Source organism: Bradyrhizobium sp. IC3195 (assembly GCF_020193585.1).
GTDB classification, from domain to species: Bacteria; Pseudomonadota; Alphaproteobacteria; order Rhizobiales; family Xanthobacteraceae; genus Bradyrhizobium; species Bradyrhizobium yuanmingense.
This window is the reverse complement of sequence record NZ_JADYVG010000009.1, coordinates 142,694-168,170: the sequence shown is the minus strand read 5'-3', so window position 1 is coordinate 168,170 and position 25,477 is coordinate 142,694. Positions and strand designations below refer to the sequence as shown.

Below are 25,477 nucleotides of genomic sequence, written 5' to 3'. Positions count from 1 at the left end.
TGATGGCGCAGGCGGCCGAGGCCGGCGACATCTTCGGAGACTGCGGATGACCAGGACAGTCAAGTTCGCCCGTGCGCCGATTCTGGCCCTGCCGCTGCTCGTCGCTTTGTGCAGCGTGGCCCGCTGCAATGATCCGGCCGAGTCGTCACGCGACTCGATCATGCAGAACGTTCGAGAGGACGTGCGGCGGCACATCCGGGCACGGGAAGCAGGCAAGCCTAAGAAAAGTTCGGAGCTGAGCCAGGCGGCAACGCCGCGTGGGGCCACCAAGAAGCGAAACCGCTCGACGGCAGAGTAGAGGGACGTCGGCGCGAACCCTGCGTTGAGTTGCGTCTCGTATCCTGGAGTGGCGCTCGGCGTGCAGCGCGGCCTGGGAAAGTGTTGCATATGAGCATCAACTGATGCGCTTGATCAACCCGACCCCCAATTTCGCCTAATCGGGTGAAGACGCCGGGGTGCTGTGCGAATAAATTCGACGCCAGAAGCTTGCGGGAGTTTGTCTCCCGCCAAGGCTCGGGGCTGAACCAGCAGGGGGCTGATCGAATACCATGAGGGCAGGAATTTTCCGCCGCGGCTTTGTCGTGGCCGTACTTTTTTTGCTTAGTCTGTTTGCGACGCGACCGGCCTCCGCACAGGAGGTCAATGTTCCGCAGCAAGTCATCAACAACACCGTTCAGAACATCATCCAGAACGTCCGCGACCAGATTCAGCATCGCAGGGTCGTTGCTCCTCCTGGAATGCTGCGCTTCAGCGGCGAGGCGTCGGATTTCGACCGTGGTGATCCGTTCGCCGCAAGGGGTGTCAGCAATCCGTTCGGTGCGCTGGCCTACGCCAAGGCTCCGGCACTTGCGGCGCCGCCCCCGGCAGCCTGGCTTTACGGAGCGAACCTCGTCGGCAGTGGCGACAGTGCGCAATCGAGCGGGGTCCAGGTCAGCGTTGCGACGGTGACCGGCGCGGTCGATGTGACCAAGATCGGCATCTTCACTGCAACCGACGCGCTGACCTTCATCGGGACTGGCTCCCACTCGTGGGCGCACACCTTCACGAATGGCGGACTGACGGCCGATGGTTCAATTCCATCGACTTCCGGCACCCTGTCGTATCTCAACGGCGGTTTCTCGACTGACTTCACCGCGCTTGCGAGCTGGACTCGCACCACATCCAATCTGCCCCTTGCCGCGACCGCGGACGGCACCGGCATGGCCTATACCTGGAACGGCCAATACCGGTTCGACTTCCCCTACACTGTGTGGTTCGAGCCCACCGTCGGCGTAACCTATTCGGAGAGCTATACCGCCAATTTCGGCAGCAAGACGGGCGATTCAACCGAATTTCACGGTGGCATGCGCGCCGGCTTCGAGACGGACTGGCTGGGCTTTAAGGTCCAGCCGTCGATCTCGGGTCAGTACTACAGGATCGTTGACGCGAGCGGCGCCGGCGCCGTTGGAGGTGCGGTCCCCGTTGCGGCCGGCGTGATCGGTACTAATGGTCTTCGCGGTTCCGCAAAGGTCAACGTGCTCTGGACGCCGCAGCTGTCGTCCTACCTCGAAGTTCATGGCAGCAGCATCACCTTGCCGGACCCCCTGCTGCCTGGGGTTGGCGGATTCGGAACCTCGATCGCGGGTACTCAGGCCGGCCTTCGCTATACCTGGTAGAGTGATCTCGAAGACGGATGCCCGCCGTGCCCGGCGGGCATCTTCTTGCGCTCCTCTCGCGCCTGGCGGAGGCAACATCCCCCGCGGCGCCGTCGCATGGGTGAAACCGAACGAAAAGGCCGCCTGAAGGCGGCCGTTTGGTATCAAACCGGACCTTTTCGGTTGTTCAGCGAATCTCGGACGTGCCCGCGCTGGTCACCACCACCGGCTTGCCGGCCTTGATGACTTGGGTGGACTGGGCGGTCTGGCTGTAATCGGCATGGGTGCGGGCCGCAATCCCGAAGCCGGCCACGGCAATGCCGGCCACCAGCGCCACCACCACGATCTTCAGGTGGGTCGCACGATCAGCAGAATGAATTGAGTGGTTCATCTGAGCCTCCCGACGGGCTTTGCCGTCGTCTACGGGCTCATCTTCTAAGCGCCGTCTGTTTCCGGATGGTTTCGCGGGTTCCGCAAAATGGTTTCATCTCGCCCGGCCGGCAAGTTTCATTCGGACGGCCGCGCTGGGCTGGTCTGGGGCGCCGTTTGGCCGCCTGATCGTCTTTCGGTGATCGCCGCCGAAGCCCGCTGATGTTGCAGCAACATACGGAAATATTGGAGCATTTCTAAGAGTCCTTCTAAGAAGCATTCAATTAGGGAATTCCCGCGCCCTCACATAAGCGTCATCGCGAGCGCATGCCGTTCCGGGGACAGGCGGCATGACGCATCGAAACATGCAGCTTTGGGGTGGCGCGTTGAACAGTCTTGGAATGCTGCGGTCGGCCGTGTTGGCGACCGCATCCGCTTGGGTTTTGATGCCTCAGGCATCGCTTGCACAATCTTCCGCGCAGAGTGGCGCGCAGAACATTCCGCCGGTGACGGTCACGGCGCCGGAAGCGCGCCGCCGCACCGCGGCGACGCCTCAGCGCCGCGCGACGCGGATCTCGGCGCAGACCCCTGCCTCGAACAGGCCGCAGCCACGGCGCGACGTCGGCTTCGTCGAGACGCCGCGCGGGCCGGTGAATGGCTATGTCGCCGGCCGCAGCTCGTCGGGCACCAAGACCAACACGCCGATCATGGAGACGCCGCAGGCGGTGTCCGTCATCGGTGCCGAGCAGATCCGCGACCAGAAGCCGAACAAGCTCGACGAGGTTCTGCGCTACACCGCCGGCGTGCGGGCAGGGACTTTCGGTACGGACACGCGCAACGATTGGTGGCTGATCCGCGGCTTCAAGTCCGAGGACATTGGGCTGTTCCTCGACGGCATGCAGCTGTTCTACACGTCCTATGCGAGCTGGAAGCTGCAGACGCCCAACATGGAGCGTGTCGAGGTGCTGCGCGGTCCGTCGGCGGTGCTGTATGGCGGATCGAGCCCGAGCGGCATCGTCAACGTCATCAGCAAGATGCCGCCGGCCGAACCGATCCGTTACATCGAGACCGGCGTCAACAACTTCGGCAACGCCTATGTCTGCTTCGACATGGGCGGTCCGGTTGCGACCAGTCCTGATAACGGCAAGCTGTTCGCGCGCGTGGTCGGCCAGGTCCAGAACGGCGGTACGCAGGTCAACTTCACACCTGACAACAACTACTTCATCGCGCCGTCGGTCACGTGGAAGCCCGATGCCGACACGACCTTCACGGTGCTGGCGTCGGCCTCGAAGCAGGATACCCGCGGCATCAACTTCCTGCCCTATCAGGGCACGGTGACCAGCGCGCCGTTCGGCAAGATCCCGACCAGCTTCTTCGTCGGCGATCCCAGTGTCGATAAGTTCACGCGCGAGCAGGAGATGCTCGGCTACCAGTTCGAGCGTCATCTCACCGACGATGTGACGTTCCGTCAGAACGCGCGCTTTGCGCATGTTGACATCACCTATCGCGGCTATGTCGGCAACGGCTGGGACAACATCAACACGGCGACGATGGGCCGCTATAACTGGTATGCGAAAAACACCGCGAATCAGGCCAATCTCGACAACCAGCTGGAGTATCGTTTCAACACCGGCGCCGTCAGGCACACGATGCTGTTCGGTGTCGATCTGCGGGGCTATCAAATCGACGATTACCAGGCCTTCGGGTTCGGTGTGCCCTCGATCAACGTCTTCAATCCGGCCTACGGAGGAGCTGAGGTTCCGCTACCCGGCTCGCCGTTCCGCAACTTCCTCATCACGCAGAAACAGGCTGGTACTTACGTTCAGGACCAGATGAAGCTCGGCAATTTCACGCTGGTGCTGAGCGGCCGCAATGACTGGGTCGAGACGACGCAGGAAGCCCGGGACACCGGCGCCACCGTCGCCAGCCGCGACGACAGCAGGTTCAGCGGCCGCGCCGGGTTGATCTACAATTTCGACAACGGCATCTCGCCTTACGTCTCCTATTCAACGAGCTACAATCCAATCATCGGCCTTAATGCGTCGAACCAGCTTTTCCTGCCGGAGACCGGTAAGCAGGCCGAAATCGGCGTGAAGGTCGCGCCGGTCGGATTCGACGGCTATTTCACCGTTTCGGCGTTCGACCTTGTCCGTCAGAATGTCCCGACAACGGTGCCGGGCAGCGTTCCGCTCCTGCAGAACCAGACTGGCGAGGTGACCTCGCGCGGCATCGAGCTCGAGGCGGTGGCCAATGCCACGAAGGAGCTGAAGTTCATCGGTGCCTTCACGGCCTATAATCTCTTTGTGAGCAAGGATCTCGATCCGACGCTCGTCGGCAAGACGCCGACCAACACGCCCGAACTCCTGGTGTCCGGCTGGGCCGACTACACCTTCAAGGACGGACCGCTCGCGGGCTTCGGCTTCGGCGGCGGCGTACGTTACATCGGCTCGTCCTGGGCCGATACCGCCAACACGCTCGAGGTTCCCGCGGTCGTGCTCGGCGATCTCGCGCTCCACTATGAATGGCAGAACTGGCGGACGGCGCTCAACGTGATCAACCTGACCGACAAGATCTACGTCGCGAGCTGTGCGTCGGCCACGTCCTGCTTCTACGGCGACCGTCGGCGCGTCACCGCCAGCGTCTCCTACAAATGGTGAGGGCAGGCGAGGGCAGGGCCGGAAGGCTCTGGGACGAAGCGCAACCGATCGTGACGTTCGCTCGGCTCCACCTGGGCGTCCGCTGATCTGCGGTTACGATGAGCTCGCGGGCCATGCCCCCCGGCCCAAAGCTCATCCGGGCGCGGCGCGAGCGACCGGCAGGTCGCCGCCGCGCCCGCGACCGGCTTGGAGCCAATCGCGGGCACATTCGCCGGACGAGCCCCGGTCCTGTGATGACGCATGGCTCCTCCGATTACTCTGAGCTGTGGACAGGTCTTTCCTGCACCTGAGGCGGCCGCACCAGCATGGGTCCTGGCCGCGCCGATCGGCAAATCGGTCGCCGCGATAACGGGGGGAAGTTGCCCCTGCGGCGCTGCGCTGCCGCACCAAAAACCGGAGCATTCGGTCGATTAGCGCGCAGCGAATAGCTGGCTCGGCCCGAGCGCCGCAATCGCAGAACGGCTGACCTGCGAGACCGTGGCAGCCCTTGCTGGGTGGGGCGATCTGCTCCATACCAGCCGCGGGGTGATTCCGGGATTTTCACCGTTCTGGGGGCGGCAAAGGGCCTGAAAAGAGCGTGTCTTGCGCCCATTGGTGCACTGCGCTAAGGCTCAGAATAATTCCAAATCGGACGAATCCGTGGCTGTCCCGAGGCTGCGGGAAAAGGGCTCGCCAATGAGCGGCATTCTGCAGAACTATCTTCCACTCGTCGTCTTTATAGGGGTAGCGGGCCTGATCGGCCTCGTGCTGCTGATCGCGCCGTTCATCGTGGCGTTCCAGCAGCCGGATCCCGAAAAGCTGTCGGCCTACGAGTGCGGCTTCAACGCCTTCGACGACGCCCGCATGAAGTTCGACGTCCGCTTCTATCTCGTCGCCATCCTCTTCATCATCTTCGATCTCGAGGTGGCGTTTCTGTTTCCCTGGGCGGTGGCGTTCGGCAAGCTTGGCGCGACCGGCTTCTGGTCCATGGTGGTGTTCCTCGCCGTGCTGACGGTCGGGTTCGCCTATGAATGGAAGAAAGGGGCCCTCGAATGGGATTGAACCCGGCTACACAGTCCGCAGGTCCGGTGATCGCACCGGCCCCGAAGGGCATTCTGGATCCTTCGACCGGCAAGCCGGTCGGGGCCAATGATCCGTTCTTCCTCGAGGTCAATTCCGAGCTGTCCGACAAGGGCTTCTTCGTGGCCGCGACCGACGACCTCATCACCTGGGCGCGTACCGGCTCTTTGATGTGGATGACCTTCGGTCTCGCCTGCTGCGCGGTCGAGATGATGCAGGTCTCGATGCCGCGCTACGACGTCGAGCGCTTCGGCTTCGCCCCGCGTGCCTCGCCGCGTCAGTCCGACGTGATGATCGTGGCGGGAACGCTGACCAACAAGATGGCGCCGGCGCTGCGCAAGGTCTACGACCAGATGCCCGAACCGCGCTACGTCATCTCGATGGGCTCCTGCGCCAATGGCGGCGGCTATTATCACTATTCCTACTCGGTCGTGCGCGGCTGCGACCGCATCGTGCCGATCGACATCTACGTGCCGGGCTGCCCGCCCACGGCGGAGGCGCTGCTCTACGGCGTGCTTCTGCTGCAGAAGAAGATCCGGCGCACCGGCACCATCGAACGCTAAGGTTTTACGTCATGGACGACGCCAAGCTCGACGCCCTGGGGCAGACGATCGTTAGCGCGCTTCCGGGCGCCGCGACCGGTCACTCGTTGGCCTTCAACCAGCTCACCGTGGACGTCGAGGCCGCCAGGATCGTCGAGGTGGTCAAGTACCTCCGCGATGACCCGAACTGCCGGTTCGTCAACATCACCGACATCACGGCGGTGGACTACCCGGATCGCGAGAAGCGCTTCGACGTCATCTATCACTTCCTGTCGCCGACCTTGAACGCGCGCATCCGGCTCAAGGCGCAAGCCGACGAGACCACGCAGGTGCCCTCGCTGATCGACGTCTTCCCCGGCGCGGACTGGTTCGAGCGCGAAGCCTACGACCTCTACGGCGTGTTCTTCGTCGGCCATCCCGACATGCGCCGCATCCTCACCGACTACGGCTTCGAGGGCCATCCGCTGCGCAAGGATTTCCCGCTCACCGGCTTCGTCGAGGTCCGCTACGACGACCAGGAGAAGCGGGTGGTGTACGAGCCGGTCCGGCTCAACCAGGAATTCCGCAAGTTCGACTTTTTGTCTCCTTGGGAAGGTGCCGACTATCCGGTGCTTCCGGGCGATGAAAAAGCGGGGCCGAAGGTCTGATCATGAACGAGCAACCGCAGAATCTTCGTAACTTCACGATCAACTTTGGTCCGCAGCATCCTGCGGCGCACGGCGTGCTGCGCCTCGTGCTGGAGCTGGACGGCGAAGTGGTAGAGCGCGTCGATCCGCATATCGGCCTGCTTCACCGCGGCACCGAGAAGCTGATCGAGCAGAAGACGTACTTGCAGGCGATCCCTTATTTCGACCGGCTCGACTACGTCGCGCCGATGAATCAGGAGCACGCCTTCTGCCTCGCCGCCGAAAAGCTGCTCGGCATCGAGGTGCCGCGCCGCGGCCAGCTGATCCGCGTGCTCTATTGCGAGATCGGCCGCATCCTCTCGCATCTGCTCAACGTCACCACGCAGGCGATGGACGTCGGCGCGCTGACCCCGCCGCTGTGGGGCTTCGAAGAGCGCGAGAAGCTGATGGTGTTCTACGAGCGCGCCTCGGGCAGCCGCATGCATGCGGCCTATTTCCGTATCGGCGGCGTGCATCAGGACCTGCCGCAGAAGCTGGTCGACGACATCGAGGCCTGGTGCGATCCGTTCCTCAAGGTCGTCGACGATCTCGACCGTCTGCTCACCGCCAATCGCATCTTCAAGCAGCGCAACGTCGACATCGGCGTGGTGCCGCTGAAGGAAGCCTGGGAATGGGGTTTCTCGGGTGTGATGGTGCGCGGCTCGGGCGCGGCCTGGGACTTGCGCAAGTCGCAGCCCTATGAGTGTTACGCCGAGATGGATTTCGACATTCCGATCGGCAAGAACGGCGACTGCTACGACCGCTACCTGATCCGCATGGAAGAGATGCGCCAGTCCGTGCGCATCATGAAACAGTGCATCCAGAAGCTGAACGCGCCTGACGGCAAGGGCCCGGTCGTCGTCGAAGACAACAAGGTCGCGCCGCCGCGCCGTGGCGAGATGAAGCGCTCGATGGAAGCGCTGATCCACCACTTCAAGCTCTACACCGAAGGCGTCCACGTGCCGGCCGGCGAGGTCTATGCTGCGGTCGAGGCGCCCAAAGGCGAGTTCGGCGTCTATCTCGTCGCCGACGGCACCAACAAGCCCTACAAGTGCAAGATCCGCGCGCCGGGCTTTGCACATCTGCAGGCCATGGACCACATCTGCCGCGGCCATCTGCTGGCCGACGTGTCGGCGATCCTAGGATCGCTCGACATCGTGTTCGGAGAGGTCGATCGGTGATGGCGCAGGCGCCAATCCAGTTTGACCGTGCCTCGGGGGCCCTTGAAGGGGCCAACCTGTGGGAGCGGACGGCTGCCTTGGCGCTGGTGACGGGATCGAAGATCTCTTCGCACTTCTCGCATATGGGCTACATCGCCTGCGCGAATTTGCTGCGCAAGACGCTACCCGAGCGCAACATCGCGATCAGGCTCAATCCCGACGCGGTGTTCGAATTCCCTTACGGCGACGGCTATTGGAGCAAGCTGCTCAACCGCTCCTACATTTACGAGGACGAGCTCGAGCTCTTGTTCGCCGATTCCATCGACGTCGACTACACGCTGCTCGATTGCGGCGCCAATTACGGTTATTGGTCGGTGCTGGTCTCGAGCAAGCCGTTCGGCGCGCATAAGGCGATCGCGATCGAGCCGTCGGGCCAGAACTATTCGAAGCTCGCCAACAATGCCCGCATCAACGCTGGCCGCTTCGAGACCATGAAATGCGCCATCGGCGCGGCGCGCGGCACCGCGCGTCTGTCGGGCACCAAGCACGAAGCCTTCAGCATCGCCGGCGATCAGTCGGCGGGCGGCGAGGAGGTGCCGGTGATCGCGCTCGACAATTTGATCGAGGACGGCAAGGTCGCGGCCACCGGCAAGTACCTGATCAAGCTCGACGTCGAGGGCGTCGAGATCGAGGCGATCAAGGGCGGGGCACGGCTGCTTCAGGCCGACAGCGTCATCATGTGCGAGGAGCACGGCAGCGACCGCTCGCACGCCGTGTCGCGCTTCATCCTCGAACAGACCCCGCTGAAGCTGATCGTGTTCGATCCGCGCAGCAACCGCATGGAGACCGTGACCGAGCTGTCGATCCTCGACCGCATCAAGGTCTCGACCCACGTCGGCTACAACGTTTTCGGCACCGCAAGCGCATTCTGGCAGGACAGGATCGAGGCCATGAACGCCAAGAACCTGGATACCAAGACCGCGCGCCGCATGCAGTGAGAGATTGAAGAGATGTCCGTTCGCCGATTAGCACCGAAGGAAGTCCAACCCGCGAGCTTTGCGTTCACGGAGGAGAACCTCGCATTCGCCCGGCAGCAGATCGCGAAATATCCCGAAGGCCGTCAGGCCTCCGCCGTCATCGCCATCCTCTGGCGCGCGCAGGAGCAGAACGAGGGCTGGGTGTCGGAGGCCGCGATCCGCGTCATCGCCGACATGCTCGACATGCCCTATATCCGCGTGCTGGAGGTCGCGACCTTCTACACCATGTTCCAGCTCGCCCCCGTCGGCAAGAAGGCCCACGTCCAGGTCTGCGGCACCACGCCGTGCCGGCTACGCGGCGCCGAGGATCTGATCCACGTCTGCGAGCACCGCATCCATCACGAGCCCTTCCATCTCTCCAAGGACGGCAATTTCAGCTGGGAGGAGGTGGAGTGCCTGGGCGCCTGCGTGAACGCGCCGATGGTGCTGATCGGCAGGGACACCTATGAGGACCTGACCAAGGAAAGCTTCGGCAAGGTGCTCGATGGCTTCGCTTCGGGCAATCCGCCCAAGCCCGGTCCGCAGAACGGCCGCCAATTCTCGGCGCCGATCACCGGACCGACCACGCTCAAGGAGATCACCTGATGCGTGATCTCGTCGTAACCGGAGGGACCGCGGCCGTGAAGAAATGGGGCTTCGTCGCCATGCACGCCGCGATCGCGGCTGCCTTCATGTTCCTGCTGCAGCGTTACTTCATGAACGCGTCGCAGGAGACCAGTCTGCTCTGGGCGCTGTTCTTCGCCGTCTGCGCCGCCGGACTTGCCTACAAGCAGTCCATTCGTTGATCGGAAAGCACTGATATGCTCGAGGACAAGGACCGCATCTTCAAGAACCTCTACGGCCTCCATGATTGGGGGCTGGAGGGTGCGCGGCGTCGCGGCGCCTGGGATGGCACCAAGAACATCATCGACAAGGGCCGCGACTGGATCATCAACGAGATGAAGGCCTCGGGCCTGCGCGGCCGCGGCGGCGCCGGCTTCCCCACCGGTCTCAAGTGGTCCTTCATGCCGAAGGAATCGACCGACGGCCGTCCCAGCTATCTCGTCGTCAACGCCGACGAATCCGAGCCCGGCACCTGCAAGGACCGCGAGATCATGCGGCATGATCCGCATCTGTTGGTCGAGGGCTGCCTGATCGCGAGCTTCGCGATGAACGCGCATGCCTGCTACATCTATGTCCGCGGCGAGTTCATCCGCGAGCGCGAGCGCCTTCAGGCCGCGATCGACCAGGCCTATGAAGCCAAGCTGATCGGCAAGGACAATCTCAACGGCTGGCCGTTCGACCTCTACGTCGCCCACGGGGCCGGCGCCTATATCTGCGGCGAGGAGACTGCGCTGCTCGAAAGCCTCGAAGGCAAGAAGGGTCAGCCGCGGCTGAAGCCGCCGTTCCCGGCGAATGTCGGTCTGTTCGGCTGCCCGACCACCGTCAACAACGTCGAATCCATCGCCGTTGCGCCCGATATCCTGCGCCGCGGCGCGGCGTGGTTCGCCGGCATCGGCCGCCCGAACAATGTCGGCACCAAGCTGTTCTGCATCTCCGGCCATGTCGAGCGGCCCTGCAACGTCGAAGAGGCCATGGGCATCCCGTTCCGTGAGCTGATCGAGAAGCATTGCGGCGGCATTCGCGGCGGCTGGGACAACCTCAAGGCCGTGATCCCCGGCGGCTCGTCGGTGCGCATGGTGCCGGCCGAGCAGATCATCGACACGCCGATGGATTTCGATAGCCTGAGCAAGCTGCGCTCGGGCCTCGGCACCGCCGCGGTGATCGTGATGGACAAGTCGACCGACCTGATCCGTGCGATCGCCCGCATCTCCTATTTCTACAAGCACGAGAGCTGCGGCCAGTGCACGCCGTGCCGCGAGGGCACGGGCTGGATGTGGCGCGTCCTGACCCGCATGGCCGAAGGCCGTGCCCACAAGCGCGAGATCGACATGCTGCTCGAGGTCACCAAGCAGGTCGAGGGCCACACCATCTGCGCGCTCGGCGACGCCGCCGCCTGGCCGATCCAGGGCCTGATCACGCACTTCCGCCACGAGATCGAAGCGCGCATCGACCAATATTCGCACAAGGCCGATGTCGATGACATCGGGGTCCGCGATCCCGTGAACATGGTCGCGGCGGAGTAAGAGACATGACCAAGCTCATCATCGACGGCAAAGAGATCGATGTCCCCGCCGAGTACACACTGCTTCAGGCGTGCGAGGCGGCCGGCGCCGAGATTCCGCGCTTCTGCTATCACGAGCGGCTGTCGATCGCCGGCAATTGCCGGATGTGCCTCGTCGAGGTGAAGGGCGGCCCGAAGCCGGTCGCGAGCTGCGCCTGGGGCGTGCGCGATTGCCGTCCGGGCCCCAAGGGCGAGCCGCCGGAGATTTCGACGCGTTCGCCGATGGTGAAGAAGGCACGCGAAGGCGTGATGGAATTCCTCCTGATCAACCATCCCTTGGACTGCCCGATCTGTGACCAGGGCGGCGAGTGCGACCTGCAGGACCAGGCGATGGGCTACGGTGTCGACACCAGCCGTTTCGCCGAGAACAAGCGCGCGGTCGAGGACAAATATCTCGGCGCGCTGGTCAAGACCTCGATGAACCGCTGCATCCAGTGCACGCGCTGCGTCCGCTTTTCGGCGGAAGTCGCCGGCGCGCCCGAGATGGGCGCCACCGGCCGCGGCGAGGACATGGAGATCACGACCTATCTCGAGCACGCGCTGACGTCCGAATTGCAGGGCAACCTCGTCGACATCTGCCCGGTCGGCGCGTTGACCTCGAAGCCCTATGCCTTCGCGGCGCGCCCGTGGGAGCTCGGCAAGACCCAGTCGATCGACGTCATGGACGGCGTCGGCTCTGCGATCCGCGTCGACACCCGCGGCCGCGAGGTGATGCGGATCCTGCCGCGCATCAACGAGGCCGTGAACGAGGAGTGGATCTCCGACAAGACCCGGCACGTGGTCGATGGCCTCCGCACCCAGCGTCTCGACCGGCCCTATATCCGCGAAGCCGGCAAGCTGCGCGCAGCGAGCTGGACCGAGGCCTTCGCCGCGATCGCCGCCAAGGCGGCGCGCACCGACGGCAAGCGCATCGGCGCGATCGCAGGCGATCTCGCCGGCGTCGAGGAGATGTTCGCGCTGAAGGACCTGCTCGGCAAATACGGTTCGAGCAATCTGGCGGTGCAGGGCGGCGACGCCTTCGATCCGGCGCTCGGCCGCGGCTCCTACATCTTCAATCCGACGCTCGCCGGCGTCGAGCAGGCCGACGCGCTGCTCATCATCGGCGCGAACCCGCGGAAAGAGGCGGCCGTGTTCAACGCCCGCATCCGCAAGCGCTGGCGTGCCGGCGGCTTCAAGGTCGGCGTGATCGGTGCCAAGGCCGACCTGACCTATGATTTCGACCACCTCGGTGCCGGTACCGAGACGCTGGCCGAGCTCGCGGCCGGCAAGCATTCCTTCATGGACGTGCTGAAGAACGCTGAGAAACCGATCATCCTGGTCGGTGCGGGCGCGGCCGCCCGTCACGACGGCGCCGCCATTCTCGCCGCCAGCGCCAAGCTCGCGCTTGATGTCGGCGCAGTCAAGGACGGCTGGAACGGTTTTGGAGTGCTGCACGAGACCGCCTCGCGCGTCGGCGCGCTGGATATCGGCTTTGCCGCAACCGGCGGCGGCCTCAACGCCGCGCAGATGACGACGTTCGGCACGCTCGACCTGCTATTCCTGCTCGGGGCCGACGAGATCAAGGCGCCGGACGGCACCTTCGTCGTCTATATCGGCACCCATGGCGATCGCGGCGCACATCGCGCCGACGTCATCCTGCCGGCGGCCGCCTACACCGAGAAGTCTGCAATCTACGTCAACACCGAAGGCCGCGTGCAGATGACCGGCCGCGCCGCGTTCCCGCCAGGCGAGGCCCGCGAGGACTGGGCCATCATCCGCGCGCTGTCGGAAGCGCTCGGCAAGAAGCTCGGCTATGACTCGCTTCAAGCCCTGCGCCAGGCGGCGTTCAAGGCCGTGCCGCATCTGATCCGTCTCGACCAGATCGAGGCCGGCTCGGCCGACCAGATCAAGAAGCTGGCGGGCAAGGGCGGCTCGCCCGAGAAGGCGCCGTTCAAGCCTCTGGTCGAGGACTTCTATTTGACCAACCCAATCGCGCGTGCGTCCGCCGTGATGGCGGAATGCTCGCGCCTCGCCTCCGGGCAGATGCTGACCGCAGCGGAGTGAGCGTGATCTGATGGAATTCTTCGAAAGCGCATTCTGGACCGGGTTCCTCTGGCCGCTGATCATCATGGTCGCGCAGAGTGTCCTCGTGCTCGTCGTCCTGCTGGTCGCGATCGCCTACATCCTGCTCGCCGACCGCAAGATCTGGGCGGCGGTGCAGATCCGCCGCGGCCCGAACGTCGTCGGCCCGTGGGGCCTGCTGCAATCCTTCGCCGACCTGTTGAAGTTCGTGCTGAAGGAGCCGATCATCCCGGCCGGCGCCAACAAGGGCGTGTTTCTTCTTGCTCCCTTGGTCTCATGCGTGCTCGCGCTCGCGGCCTGGGCGGTGATCCCGACCAATCTCGGCTGGGTGATCGCCGACATCAATGTCGGCGTCCTCTTCATCTTCGCGATCTCGTCGCTGTCGATCTACGGCATCATCATGGCCGGCTGGTCGTCGAACTCGAAGTATCCGTTCCTCGCCGCGCTGCGCTCGGCCGCGCAGATGGTGTCCTACGAAGTCTCGATCGGCTTCGTCATCATCACCGTGCTGCTCTGCGCCGGCACGCTGAACCTGACGGCGGTGGTCGAGGCCCAGCACGCGCGCGGCCTCGCCAGCCTGATCGGGCTGCCGCAGCTGACGATCCTGAATTGGTACGTCTGGCCGTTGTTCCCGATGTTCGTGGTGTTCTACGTCTCGGCGCTGGCGGAAACCAACCGTCCGCCCTTCGACCTCGTCGAAGCCGAATCCGAGCTCGTCGCCGGCTTCATGGTCGAGTACGGCTCGACGCCGTACCTCTTGTTCATGCTCGGCGAGTATGTCGCAATCGTCACGATGTGCGCGCTGGCGACGATCCTGTTCCTCGGAGGCTGGCTGCCGCCGGTGGACCTGCCGCCCTTCAACTGGGTGCCGGGGATCATCTGGTTCTCGCTGAAATTGTTCTTCATGTTCTTCCTGTTCGCGATGGCGAAGGCGATCGTGCCGCGCTACCGCTACGATCAACTGATGCGCCTCGGCTGGAAGGTGTTCCTGCCGCTGTCGCTGGCGATGGTGATCGTGGTGGCCGGCGTGCTGCATTTCGCCGGCATCGCGCCGAAGTGAGGGCCGTCATGGGTATCAACGTCAACGCCACTGCACGCTCGCTTCTGCTGTCGGAATTCGTCTCGGCGTTCTTCCTCGCCATGCGTTATTTCTTCCAGCCGAAGCCGACGCTGAACTATCCGTTCGAGAAGGGCCCGATCTCGCCCCGCTTCCGCGGCGAGCACGCGCTGCGCCGCTATCCGAACGGCGAAGAGCGCTGCATCGCCTGCAAGCTGTGCGAGGCAGTCTGTCCGGCGCAGGCGATCACCATCGAGGCCGGCCCGCGCCGCAACGACGGCACCCGCCGCACCGTGCGCTACGACATCGACATGGTGAAGTGCATCTATTGCGGCCTCTGCCAGGAAGCCTGTCCGGTCGATGCAATCGTCGAAGGCCCGAACTTCGAGTTCGCGACCGAGACCCGCGAGGAACTCTATTATGACAAGGCCAAGCTGCTCGCCAACGGCGACCGCTGGGAACGCGAGATCGCCAAGGCGATCGAGCTCGACGCGCCGTACCGGTGAGGTGAGGGCATGATCCTTCCCGCGCTGTTCTTCTATCTCTTCGCCGGCGTCTGCGTCGCCTCGGCCGCGATGGTGATTGTCTCGCGCAATCCCGTCCACTCCGTGCTGTACCTGATCCTGGCCTTCGTCAACGCCTCCGGCCTGTTCGTGCTGATGGGCGCCGAATTCCTCGGCATGATGCTGATCGTCGTCTATGTCGGCGCGGTCGCGGTGCTGTTCCTGTTCGTGATCATGATGCTCGACGTCGACTTCCTCGAGCTGCGCGAGGGCTTCATCGAGTACCTGCCGGTCGGCCTCGTGATCGGCGGCATCTTCATGTTCGAGTTGCTGCTCACCGTCGGCTTCTGGGTCATCAATCCCGGCGTCACCAAGACGATCACGGCGGCGATCCCGGCCAATGTCAGCAACACCGAGGCGCTCGGGCTCGTGCTCTATACGAAGTACATCCATTACTTCCAGCTCTCGGGCATGGTGCTCCTGGTCGCCATGATCGGCGCCATCGTGCTGACGTTGCGCCACAAGGAGAAGGTCAAGCGGCAGGACATCAACGTTCAGAACGCGCGCACGCCCGACATCGCGATGGCGGTGCGCAAGGTGGCGCCGGGGCAGGGGCTCTCGGACGCGGATGCGGCGGAGTGGGTGAAATGACGATCGGGCTCGGACATTATCTGGCGGTCGGCGCGATCCTGTTCACGCTCGGCATCCTCGGCATCTTCCTGAACCGCAAGAACATCATCGTCATCCTGATGTCGATCGAGCTGATCCTGCTCTCGGTCAACATCAACCTCGTGGCGTTCTCGACCTTCCTCGGCGACATCGTCGGCCAGGTCTTCGCGTTGCTGGTGCTGACGGTCGCGGCTGCGGAAGCTGCGATCGGTCTCGCCATCCTGGTGGTCTATTTCCGCAACCGCGGCTCGATCGCGGTTGAGGACGTTAATCTGATGAAGGGCTGATCGCATGATCCGGAAAAGTGGGTACCGGTTTTCCGACCAGATCATGCGGAAAGAGTAAGAGCAAATGGTTCAGGCGATCGTTTTCCTGCCTCTGCTGGGCGCCATTCTGGCTGGCCTGATCGCGCTGTTCGGCGCCCATGCCCGCAACCCCTCGGGCGACGAGCTCGAGCATCACGGCGACCACGGCCATGGCGCGCATGCCCATGCGTCCGACAAGATCAACGAGGATGCCTCCGTCATCCACGAGAGCCATCACGACGACGCTCACGACGATCACGGCCATGGCCCGACCGAGCCGCCGGCGGCGGGCTCGCGCGCGGCCGAGCTGATCACCACCGGGCTGCTGTTCGTCTCGGCGGCCTTGTCGTGGATGACGCTGGTCGACGTCGGCTTCATGCATCACGACTACAGGATCCAGCTCTTGCCCTGGATCTTCTCCGGCGACCTCCAGGTCTGGTGGACGCTGCGTGTCGATACGCTCACGGCCGTGATGCTGGTGGTGGTGACGACCGTCTCCTCGCTCGTGCACCTCTATTCCATCGGCTACATGGACGAGGACCCGAACCGGCCGCGCTTCTTCGGCTATCTCTCGTTGTTTACCTTCGCCATGCTGATGCTGGTGACGGCGGACAATTTGGTGCAGCTGTTCTTCGGCTGGGAAGGCGTCGGTCTCGCCAGCTATCTGCTGATCGGCTTCTGGTACCAGAAGCCCTCGGCGAACGCTGCCGCCATCAAGGCCTTCGTGGTCAACCGCGTCGGCGACTTCGGCTTCGCGCTCGGCATCTTCGCGGTTTTCATGCTGGTCGGCTCGACCGATTTCGAGACCATCTTCCACGCCGCGCCCGGCCTCACCGGCAAGACCATCAACTTCCTCGGCTGGCACGCCGACGCGCTGACGCTGACCTGCCTGCTGCTGTTCATGGGCGCGATGGGCAAGTCCGCCCAGTTCCTGCTGCACACCTGGTTGCCAGACGCGATGGAAGGCCCGACCCCGGTGTCGGCGCTGATCCATGCCGCGACCATGGTCACCGCCGGCGTGTTCATGGTGGCGCGCCTGTCGCCGCTGTTCGAGCTCGCTCCGAATGCCCAGGCCGTCGTGATGTTCTTCGGCGCGACCACGGCGTTCTTCGCCGCGACCATCGGCCTCGTCCAGAACGACATCAAGCGCATCGTCGCCTACTCGACCTGTTCGCAGCTCGGCTACATGTTCGTGGCGATGGGAGCAGGGGCCTATTCGGTCGGCATGTTCCACCTGTTCACGCACGCCTTCTTCAAGGCGCTGCTGTTCCTAGGCTCCGGCTCGGTGATCTACGCGATGCACCACGAGCAGGACATCCGCAACATGGGCGGTCTCTGGAAGAAGATTCCCTACACCTATGCCGTGATGGTGGTCGGCACGCTGGCGCTGACCGGCTTCCCGCTCACCGCCGGCTACTTCTCCAAGGACGCGATCATCGAGTCCGCCTACGCCTCGCACAATCTGTTCGCGGTGTACGGCTTCCTGATGACGATCATCGCCGCCGGCCTGACCTCGTTCTACTCCTGGCGCCTGATCTTCAAGACCTTCCACGGCGAGCCGCATGACGAGCATCATTACGAGGCCGCGCATGAGGCTCCGCTCTGGATCCTGATCCCGATCGGCGTGCTCGCGGTCGGCTCGTTCGTCGCGGGCCTGCCGTTCAAGGAGCTGTTCGCCGGTCACGGGGTCGAGGAGTTCTTCCGCGAGTCCGTCAAGATGAACCCGCACATCATCGAGGAGATGCACCACATCCCGCAGACCATCGCCTTCCTGCCGACGGTGATGATGGTGCTGGGTTTCCTCGTCTCCTACCTGTTCTACATCCGCCGGCCCTATCTGCCGGTCGAGCTCGCGAACACGCAGCCGATGCTGTACCAGTTCCTGCTCAACAAATGGTACTTCGACGAGCTCTACGACTTCATCTTCGTCCGCCCGGCGAAGTGGATCGGCTACCAGCTCTGGAAGAAGGGCGACGGCTTCATCATCGACGGCTTCGGCCCCGACGGCGTCTCGGCCCGCGTGCTGGACGTCACCCGCAACGTCGTCAAGATCCAGACCGGCTATCTCTATCACTATGCATTCGCCATGCTGATCGGCGCCGCCGGCCTGATCACCTGGTTCATGTTCGGCTTTGGAGGCCAGTAAATGACAACCTGGCCCATTCTTTCGGTCACGACGTTCCTGCCGCTGGTCGGCGCGCTGATCGTCTATCTGAGCCGCGGTGACGACGAGGCGGCGCGGCGCAATTCGCGCTGGATCGCGCTCTGGACCACGCTGATCACCTTCGCGGTGTCGGTGATCCTGGTCATGCGCTTCGACCCCAGCAACCCCGACTTCCAATTCGTCGAGAAGGCGAACTGGCTCGCCACCGGCATCACCTACCACATGGGCGTCGACGGCATCTCGCTGCCGCTCGTGATCCTCACCACCGCCGTGATGCCGTTCTGCATCATCGCGAGCTGGAAGGCGATCACCAACCGCGTCCGCGAATATATGATGGCGTTCCTGATCCTGGAAACGCTGATGATCGGCACCTTCTCGGCGCTCGATCTCGTGCTGTTCTACCTGTTCTTCGAGGGCGGCCTGATTCCGATGTTCCTGATCATCGGCGTCTGGGGCGGTCCGCGCCGGGTCTATGCCTCGTTCAAGTTCTTCCTCTACACGCTGCTCGGCTCGGTCCTGATGCTGCTTGCCATCATGGCGCTGTACTGGAACGGCGGCACCACTGACATCCCGACCCTGATGCACACCGCCGTGCCGCGGTCGTTGCAGACCTGGGCGTGGCTCGCCTTCTTCGCGTCCTTTGCGGTGAAGATGCCGATGTGGCCGGTGCACACCTGGCTTCCCGACGCGCACGTCGAGGCACCGACCGCGGGCTCCGTGGTCCTGGCCGCGATCCTCCTGAAGATGGGCGGCTACGGCTTCCTGCGCTTCTCGCTGCCGATGTTCCCGCTGGCCTCGCACGACTTCGCGCCGCTGGTGTTCACGCTCTCGGCCATCGCTATCATCTACACCTCGCTGGTCGCCCTGATGCAGGAGGACATGAAGAAGCTGATCGCGTACTCCTCGGTCGCGCATATGGGCTTCGTCACCATGGGCATCTTCGCCGGCACCATGCAGGGCGTCGCCGGCGGCGTGTTCCAGATGATCTCGCACGGCATCGTCTCCGGCGCGCTGTTCCTCTGCGTCGGCGTCGTCTACGACCGCCTGCACACCCGCGAGATCGCGGCCTATGGCGGCCTCGTCAACCGGATGCCGCTCTATGCGATGACCTTCATGGTGTTCACCATGGCCAATGTCGGTCTGCCCGGCACGAGCGGCTTCGTCGGCGAGTTCATGACGCTGCTCGGCACCTTCAAGGTCTCGATCCCGACCGCGTTCTTCGCCAGCTTCGGCGTGATCCTCTCGGCGGCCTACGCACTATGGCTCTATCGCAAGGTCGTGTTCGGAGCGCTGGTCAAGCCGCAGCTGGCGAGCATGAAGGATCTCACCTTGCGGGAGTGCGTCATTCTATTCCCGATGATCGCGCTGACGATCCTGTTCGGCGTCTATCCGAAGCCGGTGCTCGACATGTCGGCCGCTTCGGTCCAGCAACTCGTCAACAATTACAATACCGCCGTGACGGCCGTGAAGGCCGCCGCACTGCTCCAGTGATCGGGCAGGTCAGGATATCGCCATGAGCTTTTCGACTGCAGGTTATCAACTGGCGCCGGTGCTGCCCGAGCTCGTGCTCGCGGTCGGCGCGATGGCGCTTCTGATGCTCGGCGCCTATCGCGGGCAGGAGACGACCAGGACCGTCACGTCGCTGGCGGTGGTGCTCCTGATCGTGGTCGGTGCGCTCGTCTACATGCAGCCCGCGGGCAAGCAGGTGACGTTCGGCGGCAGCTTCATCGTCGACGACTTCGCCCGTTTCATGAAGATCCTGGCCCTGATCGGCTCGGCCGTGACGCTCGTCCTGTCGACCGAGTTCCTGTCAGACCCGTCGCGCCGGATTTTCGAAAACGCCATCCTCGTGCTGCTCTCGACGCTCGGCATGATGGTGCTGATCTCGGCCGGCGACCTGATCTCGCTCTATCTCGGCCTCGAATTGATGTCGCTGGCGCTCTACGTCGTGGCAGCCTCGAACCGCGACAACGCCAAGTCGACCGAAGCCGGCCTGAAGTACTTCGTGCTCGGCGCGCTGTCCTCGGGCATGCTGCTGTACGGCGCCTCGCTGGTCTACGGCTTCACCGGCACGGTGAGCTTCACCGGCATCGCCGCGGCCGCGACGGTCTCGAATGTCGGCCTGGTGTTCGGCCTCGTCTTCCTGCTCGTCGGCCTCTGCTTCAAGGTCTCGGCCGTGCCGTTCCACATGTGGACGCCTGACGTCTACGAGGGCGCGCCGACCCCGGTCACCGCTTTCTTCGCCTCGGCGCCGAAGGTCGCCGCGCTCGCCGTCTTCACCCGCGTCACGCTCACCGCATTCCCCGGCATCGTCTCGCAATGGCAGCAGATCCTGGTGTTCGTGTCGATCGCCTCGATGGCGCTCGGCTCCTTCGCCGCGATCGGCCAGAGCAACATCAAGCGCCTGATGGCCTATTCCTCGATCGGCCACATGGGCTTCGCGCTGGTCGGCCTTGCCTCCGGCACGGTCGAAGGTGCGCAGGGCGTCCTGATGTACATCGTGATCTATGTCGCGATGACGCTCGGCTCGTTCTCCATCATTCTCGCCATGAAGCGCAACGGCCAGGCGGTGGAGCAGATCAGCGATTTCGCCGGCCTGTCGCGCACCAATCCGCTGCTCGCCTTCATGTTCGCGATGCTGCTGTTCTCGCTCGCCGGCATCCCGCCGCTCGCCGGCTTCTTCGCCAAATGGTACGTCTTCGTCGCCGCCATCAAGGCGAACCTGTTCACGCTCGCCGTCATCGGCGTGCTGACCAGCGTGGTCGGCGCCTACTATTATCTCGCGATCGTCAAGACGATGTATTTCGACGAGCCGGCCGGCCGGGTCGATCCGGTGCGCATCGAGGTGCGGACGGTGCTGGGGGTGGCGGGCCTGTTCAACCTGCTGTTTGCGCTGTTCGCGGGGCCCGTGGTGAGCGTCGCCTCCGCCGCGGCAAAGTCGTTGTTCTAGGATGGCCTTCGCGCTCGGTCCTCGCGCATCGGCTGCGGGCTACAGGCTCGCGGCGTTCGAACGGACCGGCTCGACCAATAGCGAGGCGATCGAACACGCCAGGGCCGGCGAGCGCGGCCCGATGTGGTTCGTCACGTCCGAGCAGACCGCCGGCCGCGGCCGGCGCCAGCGCGCCTGGATCGCGCCGCGCGGCAATCTCGCCGCCAGCATCCTCGAAGTCATGGACGTCGCCCCCGCCGTCGCCGCCACGCTCGGCTTTGCCGCAGGGCTGGCCGAGGAGGCGGCACTGGAGAAGGTGAGCCTCGAGGCCGCGCTCCGTCTCGGCGAAGGCCGGCCCCGCTACGCGCTGAAATGGCCGAATGACGTGCTCGCCGGCGGCAAGAAGCTGGTTGGTATTGGCCTCGAGGCCGAGGCCGTCGGTGGCGGCCTTGCCGTCGTGGTCGGCATCGGGACCAATGTGGTCGCCGCGCCCGAGGGCACCCCGACGCCCGCGGTGTCGCTGGCCGCCCTTGGAGTCCAGATCAGCGCCGAGGAGCTATTCATGGCGCTGTCGGATACCTGGGTCGAGTTCCGCGGCATCTGGGACAATGGCCGCGGCTTTGCCGAGATCCGCAGGCTCTGGCTGGAGCGCGCCGCCGGCCTCGGCGAAAAGGTTGCCATCCACACGGGAACCATGACGCTGGAAGGTGTTTTTGACACGATCGACGACACCGGCTGCCTGATCGTCCGCACCGCGGAGGGCCGCCTCGTGCCGGTTGCGGCCGGCGAGGTGTTCTTCGGCCCCGTCGCCTCGGTGGGAGCAGCGTGATGGCAAGGCCGGACGAATTGGTGTTTGCGCCGCTCGGCGGCGTCGGCGAGATCGGCATGAACCTGTCGATCTACGGCCTCGGCAACCGTCACCAGCGCGCCTGGCTCGCCGTCGATCTCGGCGTCTCCTTCGGCGACGAGGAGCATCTGCCGGGCATCGACCTGATCATGCCCGACATCTCCTTCCTGGAGAAGGAGCGCAAGAACCTGATGGGCCTCGTGCTGACCCACGCCCATGAGGATCATTTCGGCGCCATCATCGACCTCTGGCCGAAGCTGAAATGCCCGATCTACGCCACCAGGTTCAGCGCCGCGCTGTTCGAAGCCAAATGCGCCGCCGAGCGCAACGCGCCCGAGATTCCGGTCACCGTGGTGCCCTCGGGCGGCCGTGTCGATATCGGCCCGTTCAACGTCGAGTTCATTCCGGTCGCGCATTCGATTCCGGAGGCACATGCGCTGGCGATCCACACCGACGCCGGCATCGTGCTGCATACTGGCGACTGGAAGATCGACCCGACCCCGACGCTTGGAGCCCCGACCGACGAGAAGCGGCTGCGCGAATTGGGCGAAGAGGGCGTGCTCGCCTTGATCGGCGATTCCACCAATGCCGTGCGCGACGGCCGTTCGCCCTCGGAGGCCGAGGTCGCCCGAACCATCATCGACCTCGTCAAATCCGCCAAGGGCCGCGTCGCGGTGACGACGTTCGCCTCGAACGTCGCTCGTGTCAAAGCGGTGGCTGAGGCCGCGAAAGCCGCCGACCGCGAGGTGGTCGTGGTCGGCCGGGCCATGGAGCGCGTGGTGCAGGTCGCACGCGAGACCGGCTATCTCGAGGGCGTGCAGAATTTCCGTTCGCCCGAGGTCTATGGCCACCTGCCGCAGGACAAGGTGCTGGCGCTGTGCACGGGCAGCCAGGGCGAGCCGCGCGCCGCGCTGGCCCGCATCGCCAATGACGACCATCCTGAAATCACGCTGAACCGCGGCGATAGCGTCATCTTCTCCTCGCGCACTATTCCCGGCAACGAGAAGGCGGTCGGCTCGATCATCAACAATCTGGTGCTGCAGGGCGTCGAGGTCATCACCGATCGCGATGCGCTGGTCCACGTCTCCGGCCATCCCCGCCGCGACGAGCTGCGCGATATGATCTCCTGGGTGAAGCCGCAGATCCTGATCCCGGTCCACGGCGAGGCCCTGCACCTGCATGAGCACGCCAAGCTCGCCCGCGCTGCCGGCGTGCCGCGCGTGCTGGTCTGCCGCAACGGTGACCTCGTCAAGCTCGGCCCCGGCGATCCCGGCATCGTCGGCGAGGTGCCGTCGGGACGTCTGTACAAGGACGGCACGATCCTGGAAGACTCCAAGTCCCGTGCCGTGATCGAGCGGCGGCGCATGGCGTTCTCCGGCTGCGCCTTCGTCGCCATCGCCATGACCGCCCAGGGGGAGCTGGTCGACGAACCCGAGGTCGATCTGGTCGGTATCCCCGACAAGAACAGGGCCGGCGAGACCTTCGACGACATCGTCTTCGATGCCGTGATGTCGACCATCGAAGGCCTGCCGCGGGCGCGGCGGCGCGATCCGGACGCGTTGGCCGAGTCGGTGCGACGCGCTGTCCGGGCCGTGATCAACGAACATTGGGGCAAAAAGCCCCCCTGTCTGGTACATGTACTGACGGTATAGGGAGGGGAACATGTTGGGCCGGCTCAACCATGTCGCGATCGCGACCAAGGACGCCGTCAAGGCCGCGAAGATCTACGGTGCGGCCTTCGGCGCCCAGATTTCCGAGGCCGTGCCGCTGCCCGAGCACGGCGTCACCACCGTGTTCGCGATCCTGCCCAACACCAAGATCGAGTTCATCGAGCCGCTCGGCGAGGCCTCGCCGATCGCGAAGTTCATCGAACGCAATCCCGACGGCGGCATCCATCACGTCTGCTACGAGGTCGTCGACATCATCGCCTCGCGCGACACGCTGGTGAAGGAGGGCGCCAGGGTGCTCGGCGACGGCGTGCCGAAGATCGGCGCCCACGGCAAGCCGGTGCTGTTCCTGCACCCCAAGGATTTTTCCGGCGCCCTCGTCGAGATCGAGCAGGCATAGGGCCGCGTCATGGCCATCCAGATTTCAACCTGGCTCGCGATCTATTTCGTGCTCTGGTGGGTCATGCTGTTCGTGACGCTGCCGTTCGGCGTGCGCAGCCAGCACGAGGACGGCGTCGGCGCGCCCGGCACCGATCCCGGCGCTCCCATCCTCACCCGCATGGGGCACAAGCTGATCTGGACCACGATCATCTCGGCAATCGTGTTCGGCATTGGCCTTGCGGCCTATCATGCCGGCTATCTCTCGATCGAGCGCCTGTCGAAGATGATGGGAATGCCGTTTTAAGTTTTGATTGGCGTTGCTATGGGGTCAAAAATGACATTTCAGCGTATCGTCATTGCGCTTCTGGTGCTGATCGTCGCAGGGCTCGGCGCCATCGGCTATTTCGAATGGCGGATGGCGACGCAGGTGCGCACCCTGAAGGCGTTCGTCGAGGGCTATGTCTTCAACGAGGCCGTGCTGGCCTGCGAGCAGGCCAAAAGCTCCACGCCGTTCAAGTGGAACGGCGGCAAGAGCACCTCGGTGATCGGCCTGAACTCGGTCAAGACGGACAAATACACGGTCAGCGCCAGCTACACGCTGGTCGCGGACAGCGTCTATTGCGACTACGATCCGATCAAGAGAAAGGCCGACATCGGCTCCAGCTTCCTGGAGCGGGAGACTTTCTAGCTAGATCGCGCGGCGCTGCCGGCCGGCGAAGAGACCGTAAACGAACAGCACGATGATCGCGCCGACCACGGCACCGATCAGGCCCGCACCCTCGCCAGGGCGATACCAGCCCAGCGCTTGCCCAAGATACGAAGCGACGAAGGCGCCGACGATGGTCGTCAGGATGAACCCTGAAGGTTCGTTGTCGCCCGGCATGATGAACTTGGCGATCACGCCGGCGAGAAAGCCAATGATGATGGTCCAGAGAATGCTCATGAGTACACCTTTTCGAGTTGAGCCGCTGCTTCTATGCGTCGGGCAGGCGTCCATCCGGCGTGTATTTGTCGATTGCGGAAGGAAGCTCGCGGGTTAGCCGTGAGACGATCTCCTCCTGGGAAAGCCCGGTCTGCTGTGCGAGCTTTTCCAGGACATCGCTGCCGATGGCCTGCTTCAGCTCCGGCGGGGAGATCTCCTTGTTGGGGCCCGGCTTCACCCATGAATCGGCGATCTCGCCCTGCCCATTCTGGTTGAACCTCTCCAGGAGCTCGCCAATCCCGCCATTGAGCAGGCCCCCGATTCCGCCAGCGCCGAGCATGCCGCCGAGATTGCCGAGCATGCCTCCGAGCGGTTGCTGGCCGCCGGTGGAGGAGCCGGCGCCGGCGCCTTTCAGCAGCTCCGCCAGCTTGTCGCGGTTCTGATATCCGGCGATGGCCAGCATCGCCAGCAGGGCAGTCATGGATGGCATTCCGCGGCTCATCGCTAGCTCCTTTTAGAAGGTCAGAAACCCAAAACCGTCTCAGCTTGCTTGAGTTCCTCAATCGCCCAATCGGAGCTCGCGACCAAGCGTCCCAGCTTGGCCGCCACCAAAGCACCGGGTGGCAGACAACGTACATTGTGGCTACGATCCGATGAAAAGAATGGCCGGATCGGCTCGAGCTTG

Annotated in this window: 27 protein-coding genes; 24 read left to right on the top strand and 3 right to left on the bottom strand. The window is 64.1% G+C overall.

Annotated features, from left to right (window positions below; all coding sequences use genetic code 11):
• Positions 1-46 precede the first annotated feature (46 nt).
• Together I6F09_RS19510 and I6F09_RS19505 are read left to right on the top strand one after the other, a co-directional pair.
• Positions 47-298, top strand: coding sequence for a hypothetical protein (locus tag I6F09_RS19510; protein WP_225188815.1), 252 nt, complete (start codon positions 47-49; stop codon positions 296-298).
• A 250-nt stretch (positions 299-548) separates the two neighbouring features.
• Entirely contained in the window at positions 549-1,655 is a 1,107-nt protein-coding gene (locus I6F09_RS19505) for an autotransporter outer membrane beta-barrel domain-containing protein (RefSeq protein ID WP_225188814.1), read from the top strand.
• Between the two features lie 166 nt (positions 1,656-1,821).
• On the opposite strand, the gene I6F09_RS19500 is transcribed toward I6F09_RS19505, so the two are convergent.
• Complete coding sequence (locus tag I6F09_RS19500) at positions 1,822-2,025, bottom strand: hypothetical protein (RefSeq protein WP_036010204.1); 204 nt, start codon at positions 2,023-2,025, stop codon at positions 1,822-1,824.
• A 379-nt stretch (positions 2,026-2,404) separates the two neighbouring features.
• Between I6F09_RS19500 and I6F09_RS19495 the strand changes: the two genes are divergently transcribed.
• The 22 genes from I6F09_RS19495 to I6F09_RS19390 all read left to right on the top strand — a co-directional run bounded on the left by I6F09_RS19495 (position 2,405) and on the right by I6F09_RS19390 (position 24,558).
• On the top strand, positions 2,405-4,660 hold the full coding sequence (locus I6F09_RS19495) for a TonB-dependent siderophore receptor (protein ID WP_225188858.1): 2,256 nt from the start codon (positions 2,405-2,407) through the stop codon (positions 4,658-4,660).
• 675 nt (positions 4,661-5,335) lie between these two features.
• On the top strand, positions 5,336-5,701 hold the full coding sequence (locus tag I6F09_RS19490; RefSeq protein ID WP_008136158.1) for an NADH-quinone oxidoreductase subunit A: 366 nt from the start codon (positions 5,336-5,338) through the stop codon (positions 5,699-5,701).
• Positions 5,698-6,282, top strand: a complete 585-nt coding sequence (locus tag I6F09_RS19485) for an NADH-quinone oxidoreductase subunit B (RefSeq protein ID WP_172783815.1) — start codon at positions 5,698-5,700, stop codon at positions 6,280-6,282. The genes I6F09_RS19490 and I6F09_RS19485 overlap by 4 nt, the downstream gene beginning before the upstream one ends.
• A gap of 11 nt (positions 6,283-6,293) precedes the next feature.
• On the top strand, positions 6,294-6,908 hold the full coding sequence (locus I6F09_RS19480; RefSeq protein ID WP_057029443.1) for an NADH-quinone oxidoreductase subunit C: 615 nt from the start codon (positions 6,294-6,296) through the stop codon (positions 6,906-6,908).
• 2 nt (positions 6,909-6,910) lie between these two features.
• Complete coding sequence (locus tag I6F09_RS19475; protein ID WP_036010192.1) at positions 6,911-8,107, top strand: NADH-quinone oxidoreductase subunit D; 1,197 nt, start codon at positions 6,911-6,913, stop codon at positions 8,105-8,107.
• A complete protein-coding gene (locus tag I6F09_RS19470; protein ID WP_036025345.1) occupies positions 8,107-9,084 on the top strand; it encodes an FkbM family methyltransferase in 978 nt (325 codons plus the stop codon). The genes I6F09_RS19475 and I6F09_RS19470 overlap by 1 nt, the downstream gene beginning before the upstream one ends.
• A gap of 12 nt (positions 9,085-9,096) precedes the next feature.
• Positions 9,097-9,708 carry an NADH-quinone oxidoreductase subunit NuoE gene (nuoE, locus tag I6F09_RS19465; RefSeq protein ID WP_225188813.1) on the top strand — a complete coding sequence of 204 codons (612 nt, stop codon included), beginning with the start codon at positions 9,097-9,099 and terminating at the stop codon, positions 9,706-9,708.
• Positions 9,708-9,908: a hypothetical protein gene (locus tag I6F09_RS19460; RefSeq protein WP_050991808.1), complete on the top strand. Its 201-nt coding sequence runs from the start codon at positions 9,708-9,710 to the stop codon at positions 9,906-9,908. Before nuoE ends, I6F09_RS19460 begins: the two co-directional genes overlap by 1 nt.
• A gap of 15 nt (positions 9,909-9,923) precedes the next feature.
• Complete coding sequence (gene nuoF, locus I6F09_RS19455) at positions 9,924-11,249, top strand: NADH-quinone oxidoreductase subunit NuoF (RefSeq protein WP_036025343.1); 1,326 nt, start codon at positions 9,924-9,926, stop codon at positions 11,247-11,249.
• Positions 11,250-11,254: 5 nt separating this feature from the next.
• Positions 11,255-13,330, top strand: coding sequence for an NADH-quinone oxidoreductase subunit NuoG (gene nuoG / locus I6F09_RS19450; RefSeq protein ID WP_225188812.1), 2,076 nt, complete (start codon positions 11,255-11,257; stop codon positions 13,328-13,330).
• Positions 13,331-13,340: 10 nt separating this feature from the next.
• Positions 13,341-14,408, top strand: coding sequence for an NADH-quinone oxidoreductase subunit NuoH (gene nuoH, locus I6F09_RS19445; RefSeq protein WP_085969087.1), 1,068 nt, complete (start codon positions 13,341-13,343; stop codon positions 14,406-14,408).
• A 14-nt stretch (positions 14,409-14,422) separates the two neighbouring features.
• Positions 14,423-14,911 carry an NADH-quinone oxidoreductase subunit NuoI gene (gene nuoI, locus I6F09_RS19440; protein ID WP_027550624.1) on the top strand — a complete coding sequence of 163 codons (489 nt, stop codon included), beginning with the start codon at positions 14,423-14,425 and terminating at the stop codon, positions 14,909-14,911.
• Positions 14,912-14,920: 9 nt separating this feature from the next.
• Positions 14,921-15,559 (top strand): NADH-quinone oxidoreductase subunit J, encoded by a 639-nt coding sequence (locus tag I6F09_RS19435; protein ID WP_225188811.1) that lies wholly within the window; start codon positions 14,921-14,923, stop codon positions 15,557-15,559.
• The gene (nuoK, locus tag I6F09_RS19430; protein WP_008547737.1) at positions 15,556-15,864 is read left to right on the top strand and encodes an NADH-quinone oxidoreductase subunit NuoK; all 309 of its coding nucleotides are present in this window, start codon (positions 15,556-15,558) and stop codon (positions 15,862-15,864) included. Before I6F09_RS19435 ends, nuoK begins: the two co-directional genes overlap by 4 nt.
• 64 nt (positions 15,865-15,928) lie before the next feature.
• On the top strand, positions 15,929-18,028 hold the full coding sequence (gene nuoL, locus I6F09_RS19425) for an NADH-quinone oxidoreductase subunit L (RefSeq protein ID WP_225188810.1): 2,100 nt from the start codon (positions 15,929-15,931) through the stop codon (positions 18,026-18,028).
• Positions 18,029-19,537: an NADH-quinone oxidoreductase subunit M gene (locus tag I6F09_RS19420; protein ID WP_036010164.1), complete on the top strand. Its 1,509-nt coding sequence runs from the start codon at positions 18,029-18,031 to the stop codon at positions 19,535-19,537.
• Between the two features lie 22 nt (positions 19,538-19,559).
• Positions 19,560-20,996 carry an NADH-quinone oxidoreductase subunit NuoN gene (gene nuoN, locus I6F09_RS19415; protein WP_225188809.1) on the top strand — a complete coding sequence of 479 codons (1,437 nt, stop codon included), beginning with the start codon at positions 19,560-19,562 and terminating at the stop codon, positions 20,994-20,996.
• A 1-nt stretch (position 20,997) separates the two neighbouring features.
• Complete coding sequence (locus I6F09_RS19410; protein WP_225188808.1) at positions 20,998-21,804, top strand: biotin--[acetyl-CoA-carboxylase] ligase; 807 nt, start codon at positions 20,998-21,000, stop codon at positions 21,802-21,804.
• Positions 21,804-23,474: a ribonuclease J gene (locus I6F09_RS19405; protein WP_225188807.1), complete on the top strand. Its 1,671-nt coding sequence runs from the start codon at positions 21,804-21,806 to the stop codon at positions 23,472-23,474. The genes I6F09_RS19410 and I6F09_RS19405 overlap by 1 nt, the downstream gene beginning before the upstream one ends.
• Positions 23,475-23,484: 10 nt before the next feature.
• Positions 23,485-23,889, top strand: a complete 405-nt coding sequence (gene mce / locus I6F09_RS19400) for a methylmalonyl-CoA epimerase (protein ID WP_225188806.1) — start codon at positions 23,485-23,487, stop codon at positions 23,887-23,889.
• A gap of 9 nt (positions 23,890-23,898) precedes the next feature.
• Positions 23,899-24,174: a DUF1467 family protein gene (locus tag I6F09_RS19395; RefSeq protein ID WP_025036606.1), complete on the top strand. Its 276-nt coding sequence runs from the start codon at positions 23,899-23,901 to the stop codon at positions 24,172-24,174.
• Between the two features lie 30 nt (positions 24,175-24,204).
• The gene (locus tag I6F09_RS19390; protein WP_225188805.1) at positions 24,205-24,558 is read left to right on the top strand and encodes a hypothetical protein; all 354 of its coding nucleotides are present in this window, start codon (positions 24,205-24,207) and stop codon (positions 24,556-24,558) included.
• Here I6F09_RS19390 and I6F09_RS19385 read toward each other — a convergent pair whose 3' ends face one another.
• Both I6F09_RS19385 and I6F09_RS19380 read right to left on the bottom strand, forming a co-directional pair.
• Positions 24,559-24,813, bottom strand: coding sequence for a GlsB/YeaQ/YmgE family stress response membrane protein (locus I6F09_RS19385; RefSeq protein WP_225188804.1), 255 nt, complete (start codon positions 24,811-24,813; stop codon positions 24,559-24,561).
• 31 nt (positions 24,814-24,844) lie between these two features.
• The gene (locus tag I6F09_RS19380) at positions 24,845-25,294 is read right to left on the bottom strand and encodes a YidB family protein (RefSeq protein WP_036025325.1); all 450 of its coding nucleotides are present in this window, start codon (positions 25,292-25,294) and stop codon (positions 24,845-24,847) included.
• Positions 25,295-25,477 lie beyond the last annotated feature (183 nt).

Bases quoted from the DNA above. Each gene is read 5' to 3' on its own strand.
- I6F09_RS19480 (WP_057029443.1), top strand. From the start codon at position 6,294: ATGGACGACGCCAAGCTCGACGCCCTGGGGCAGACGATCGTTAGCGCG.
- nuoL (WP_225188810.1), top strand. From the start codon at position 15,929: ATGGTTCAGGCGATCGTTTTCCTGCCTCTGCTGGGCGCCATTCTGGCT.
- nuoK (WP_008547737.1), top strand. From the start codon at position 15,556: ATGACGATCGGGCTCGGACATTATCTGGCGGTCGGCGCGATCCTGTTC.
- nuoN (WP_225188809.1), top strand. From the start codon at position 19,560: ATGAGCTTTTCGACTGCAGGTTATCAACTGGCGCCGGTGCTGCCCGAG.
- I6F09_RS19470 (WP_036025345.1), top strand. From the start codon at position 8,107: ATGGCGCAGGCGCCAATCCAGTTTGACCGTGCCTCGGGGGCCCTTGAA.
- I6F09_RS19390 (WP_225188805.1), top strand. From the start codon at position 24,205: ATGACATTTCAGCGTATCGTCATTGCGCTTCTGGTGCTGATCGTCGCA.
- I6F09_RS19500 (WP_036010204.1), bottom strand. From the start codon at position 2,025: ATGAACCACTCAATTCATTCTGCTGATCGTGCGACCCACCTGAAGATC.
- I6F09_RS19395 (WP_025036606.1), top strand. From the start codon at position 23,899: ATGGCCATCCAGATTTCAACCTGGCTCGCGATCTATTTCGTGCTCTGG.
- I6F09_RS19475 (WP_036010192.1), top strand. From the start codon at position 6,911: ATGAACGAGCAACCGCAGAATCTTCGTAACTTCACGATCAACTTTGGT.
- I6F09_RS19420 (WP_036010164.1), top strand. From the start codon at position 18,029: ATGACAACCTGGCCCATTCTTTCGGTCACGACGTTCCTGCCGCTGGTC.
- I6F09_RS19460 (WP_050991808.1), top strand. From the start codon at position 9,708: ATGCGTGATCTCGTCGTAACCGGAGGGACCGCGGCCGTGAAGAAATGG.
- I6F09_RS19405 (WP_225188807.1), top strand. From the start codon at position 21,804: ATGGCAAGGCCGGACGAATTGGTGTTTGCGCCGCTCGGCGGCGTCGGC.
- nuoG (WP_225188812.1), top strand. From the start codon at position 11,255: ATGACCAAGCTCATCATCGACGGCAAAGAGATCGATGTCCCCGCCGAG.
- I6F09_RS19495 (WP_225188858.1), top strand. From the start codon at position 2,405: ATGCTGCGGTCGGCCGTGTTGGCGACCGCATCCGCTTGGGTTTTGATG.
- I6F09_RS19490 (WP_008136158.1), top strand. From the start codon at position 5,336: ATGAGCGGCATTCTGCAGAACTATCTTCCACTCGTCGTCTTTATAGGG.
- I6F09_RS19505 (WP_225188814.1), top strand. From the start codon at position 549: ATGAGGGCAGGAATTTTCCGCCGCGGCTTTGTCGTGGCCGTACTTTTT.
- I6F09_RS19385 (WP_225188804.1), bottom strand. From the start codon at position 24,813: ATGAGCATTCTCTGGACCATCATCATTGGCTTTCTCGCCGGCGTGATC.
- nuoF (WP_036025343.1), top strand. From the start codon at position 9,924: ATGCTCGAGGACAAGGACCGCATCTTCAAGAACCTCTACGGCCTCCAT.
- I6F09_RS19510 (WP_225188815.1), top strand. From the start codon at position 47: ATGACCAGGACAGTCAAGTTCGCCCGTGCGCCGATTCTGGCCCTGCCG.
- mce (WP_225188806.1), top strand. From the start codon at position 23,485: ATGTTGGGCCGGCTCAACCATGTCGCGATCGCGACCAAGGACGCCGTC.
- I6F09_RS19380 (WP_036025325.1), bottom strand. From the start codon at position 25,294: ATGAGCCGCGGAATGCCATCCATGACTGCCCTGCTGGCGATGCTGGCC.
- nuoE (WP_225188813.1), top strand. From the start codon at position 9,097: ATGTCCGTTCGCCGATTAGCACCGAAGGAAGTCCAACCCGCGAGCTTT.
- I6F09_RS19435 (WP_225188811.1), top strand. From the start codon at position 14,921: ATGATCCTTCCCGCGCTGTTCTTCTATCTCTTCGCCGGCGTCTGCGTC.
- nuoH (WP_085969087.1), top strand. From the start codon at position 13,341: ATGGAATTCTTCGAAAGCGCATTCTGGACCGGGTTCCTCTGGCCGCTG.
- I6F09_RS19410 (WP_225188808.1), top strand. From the start codon at position 20,998: ATGGCCTTCGCGCTCGGTCCTCGCGCATCGGCTGCGGGCTACAGGCTC.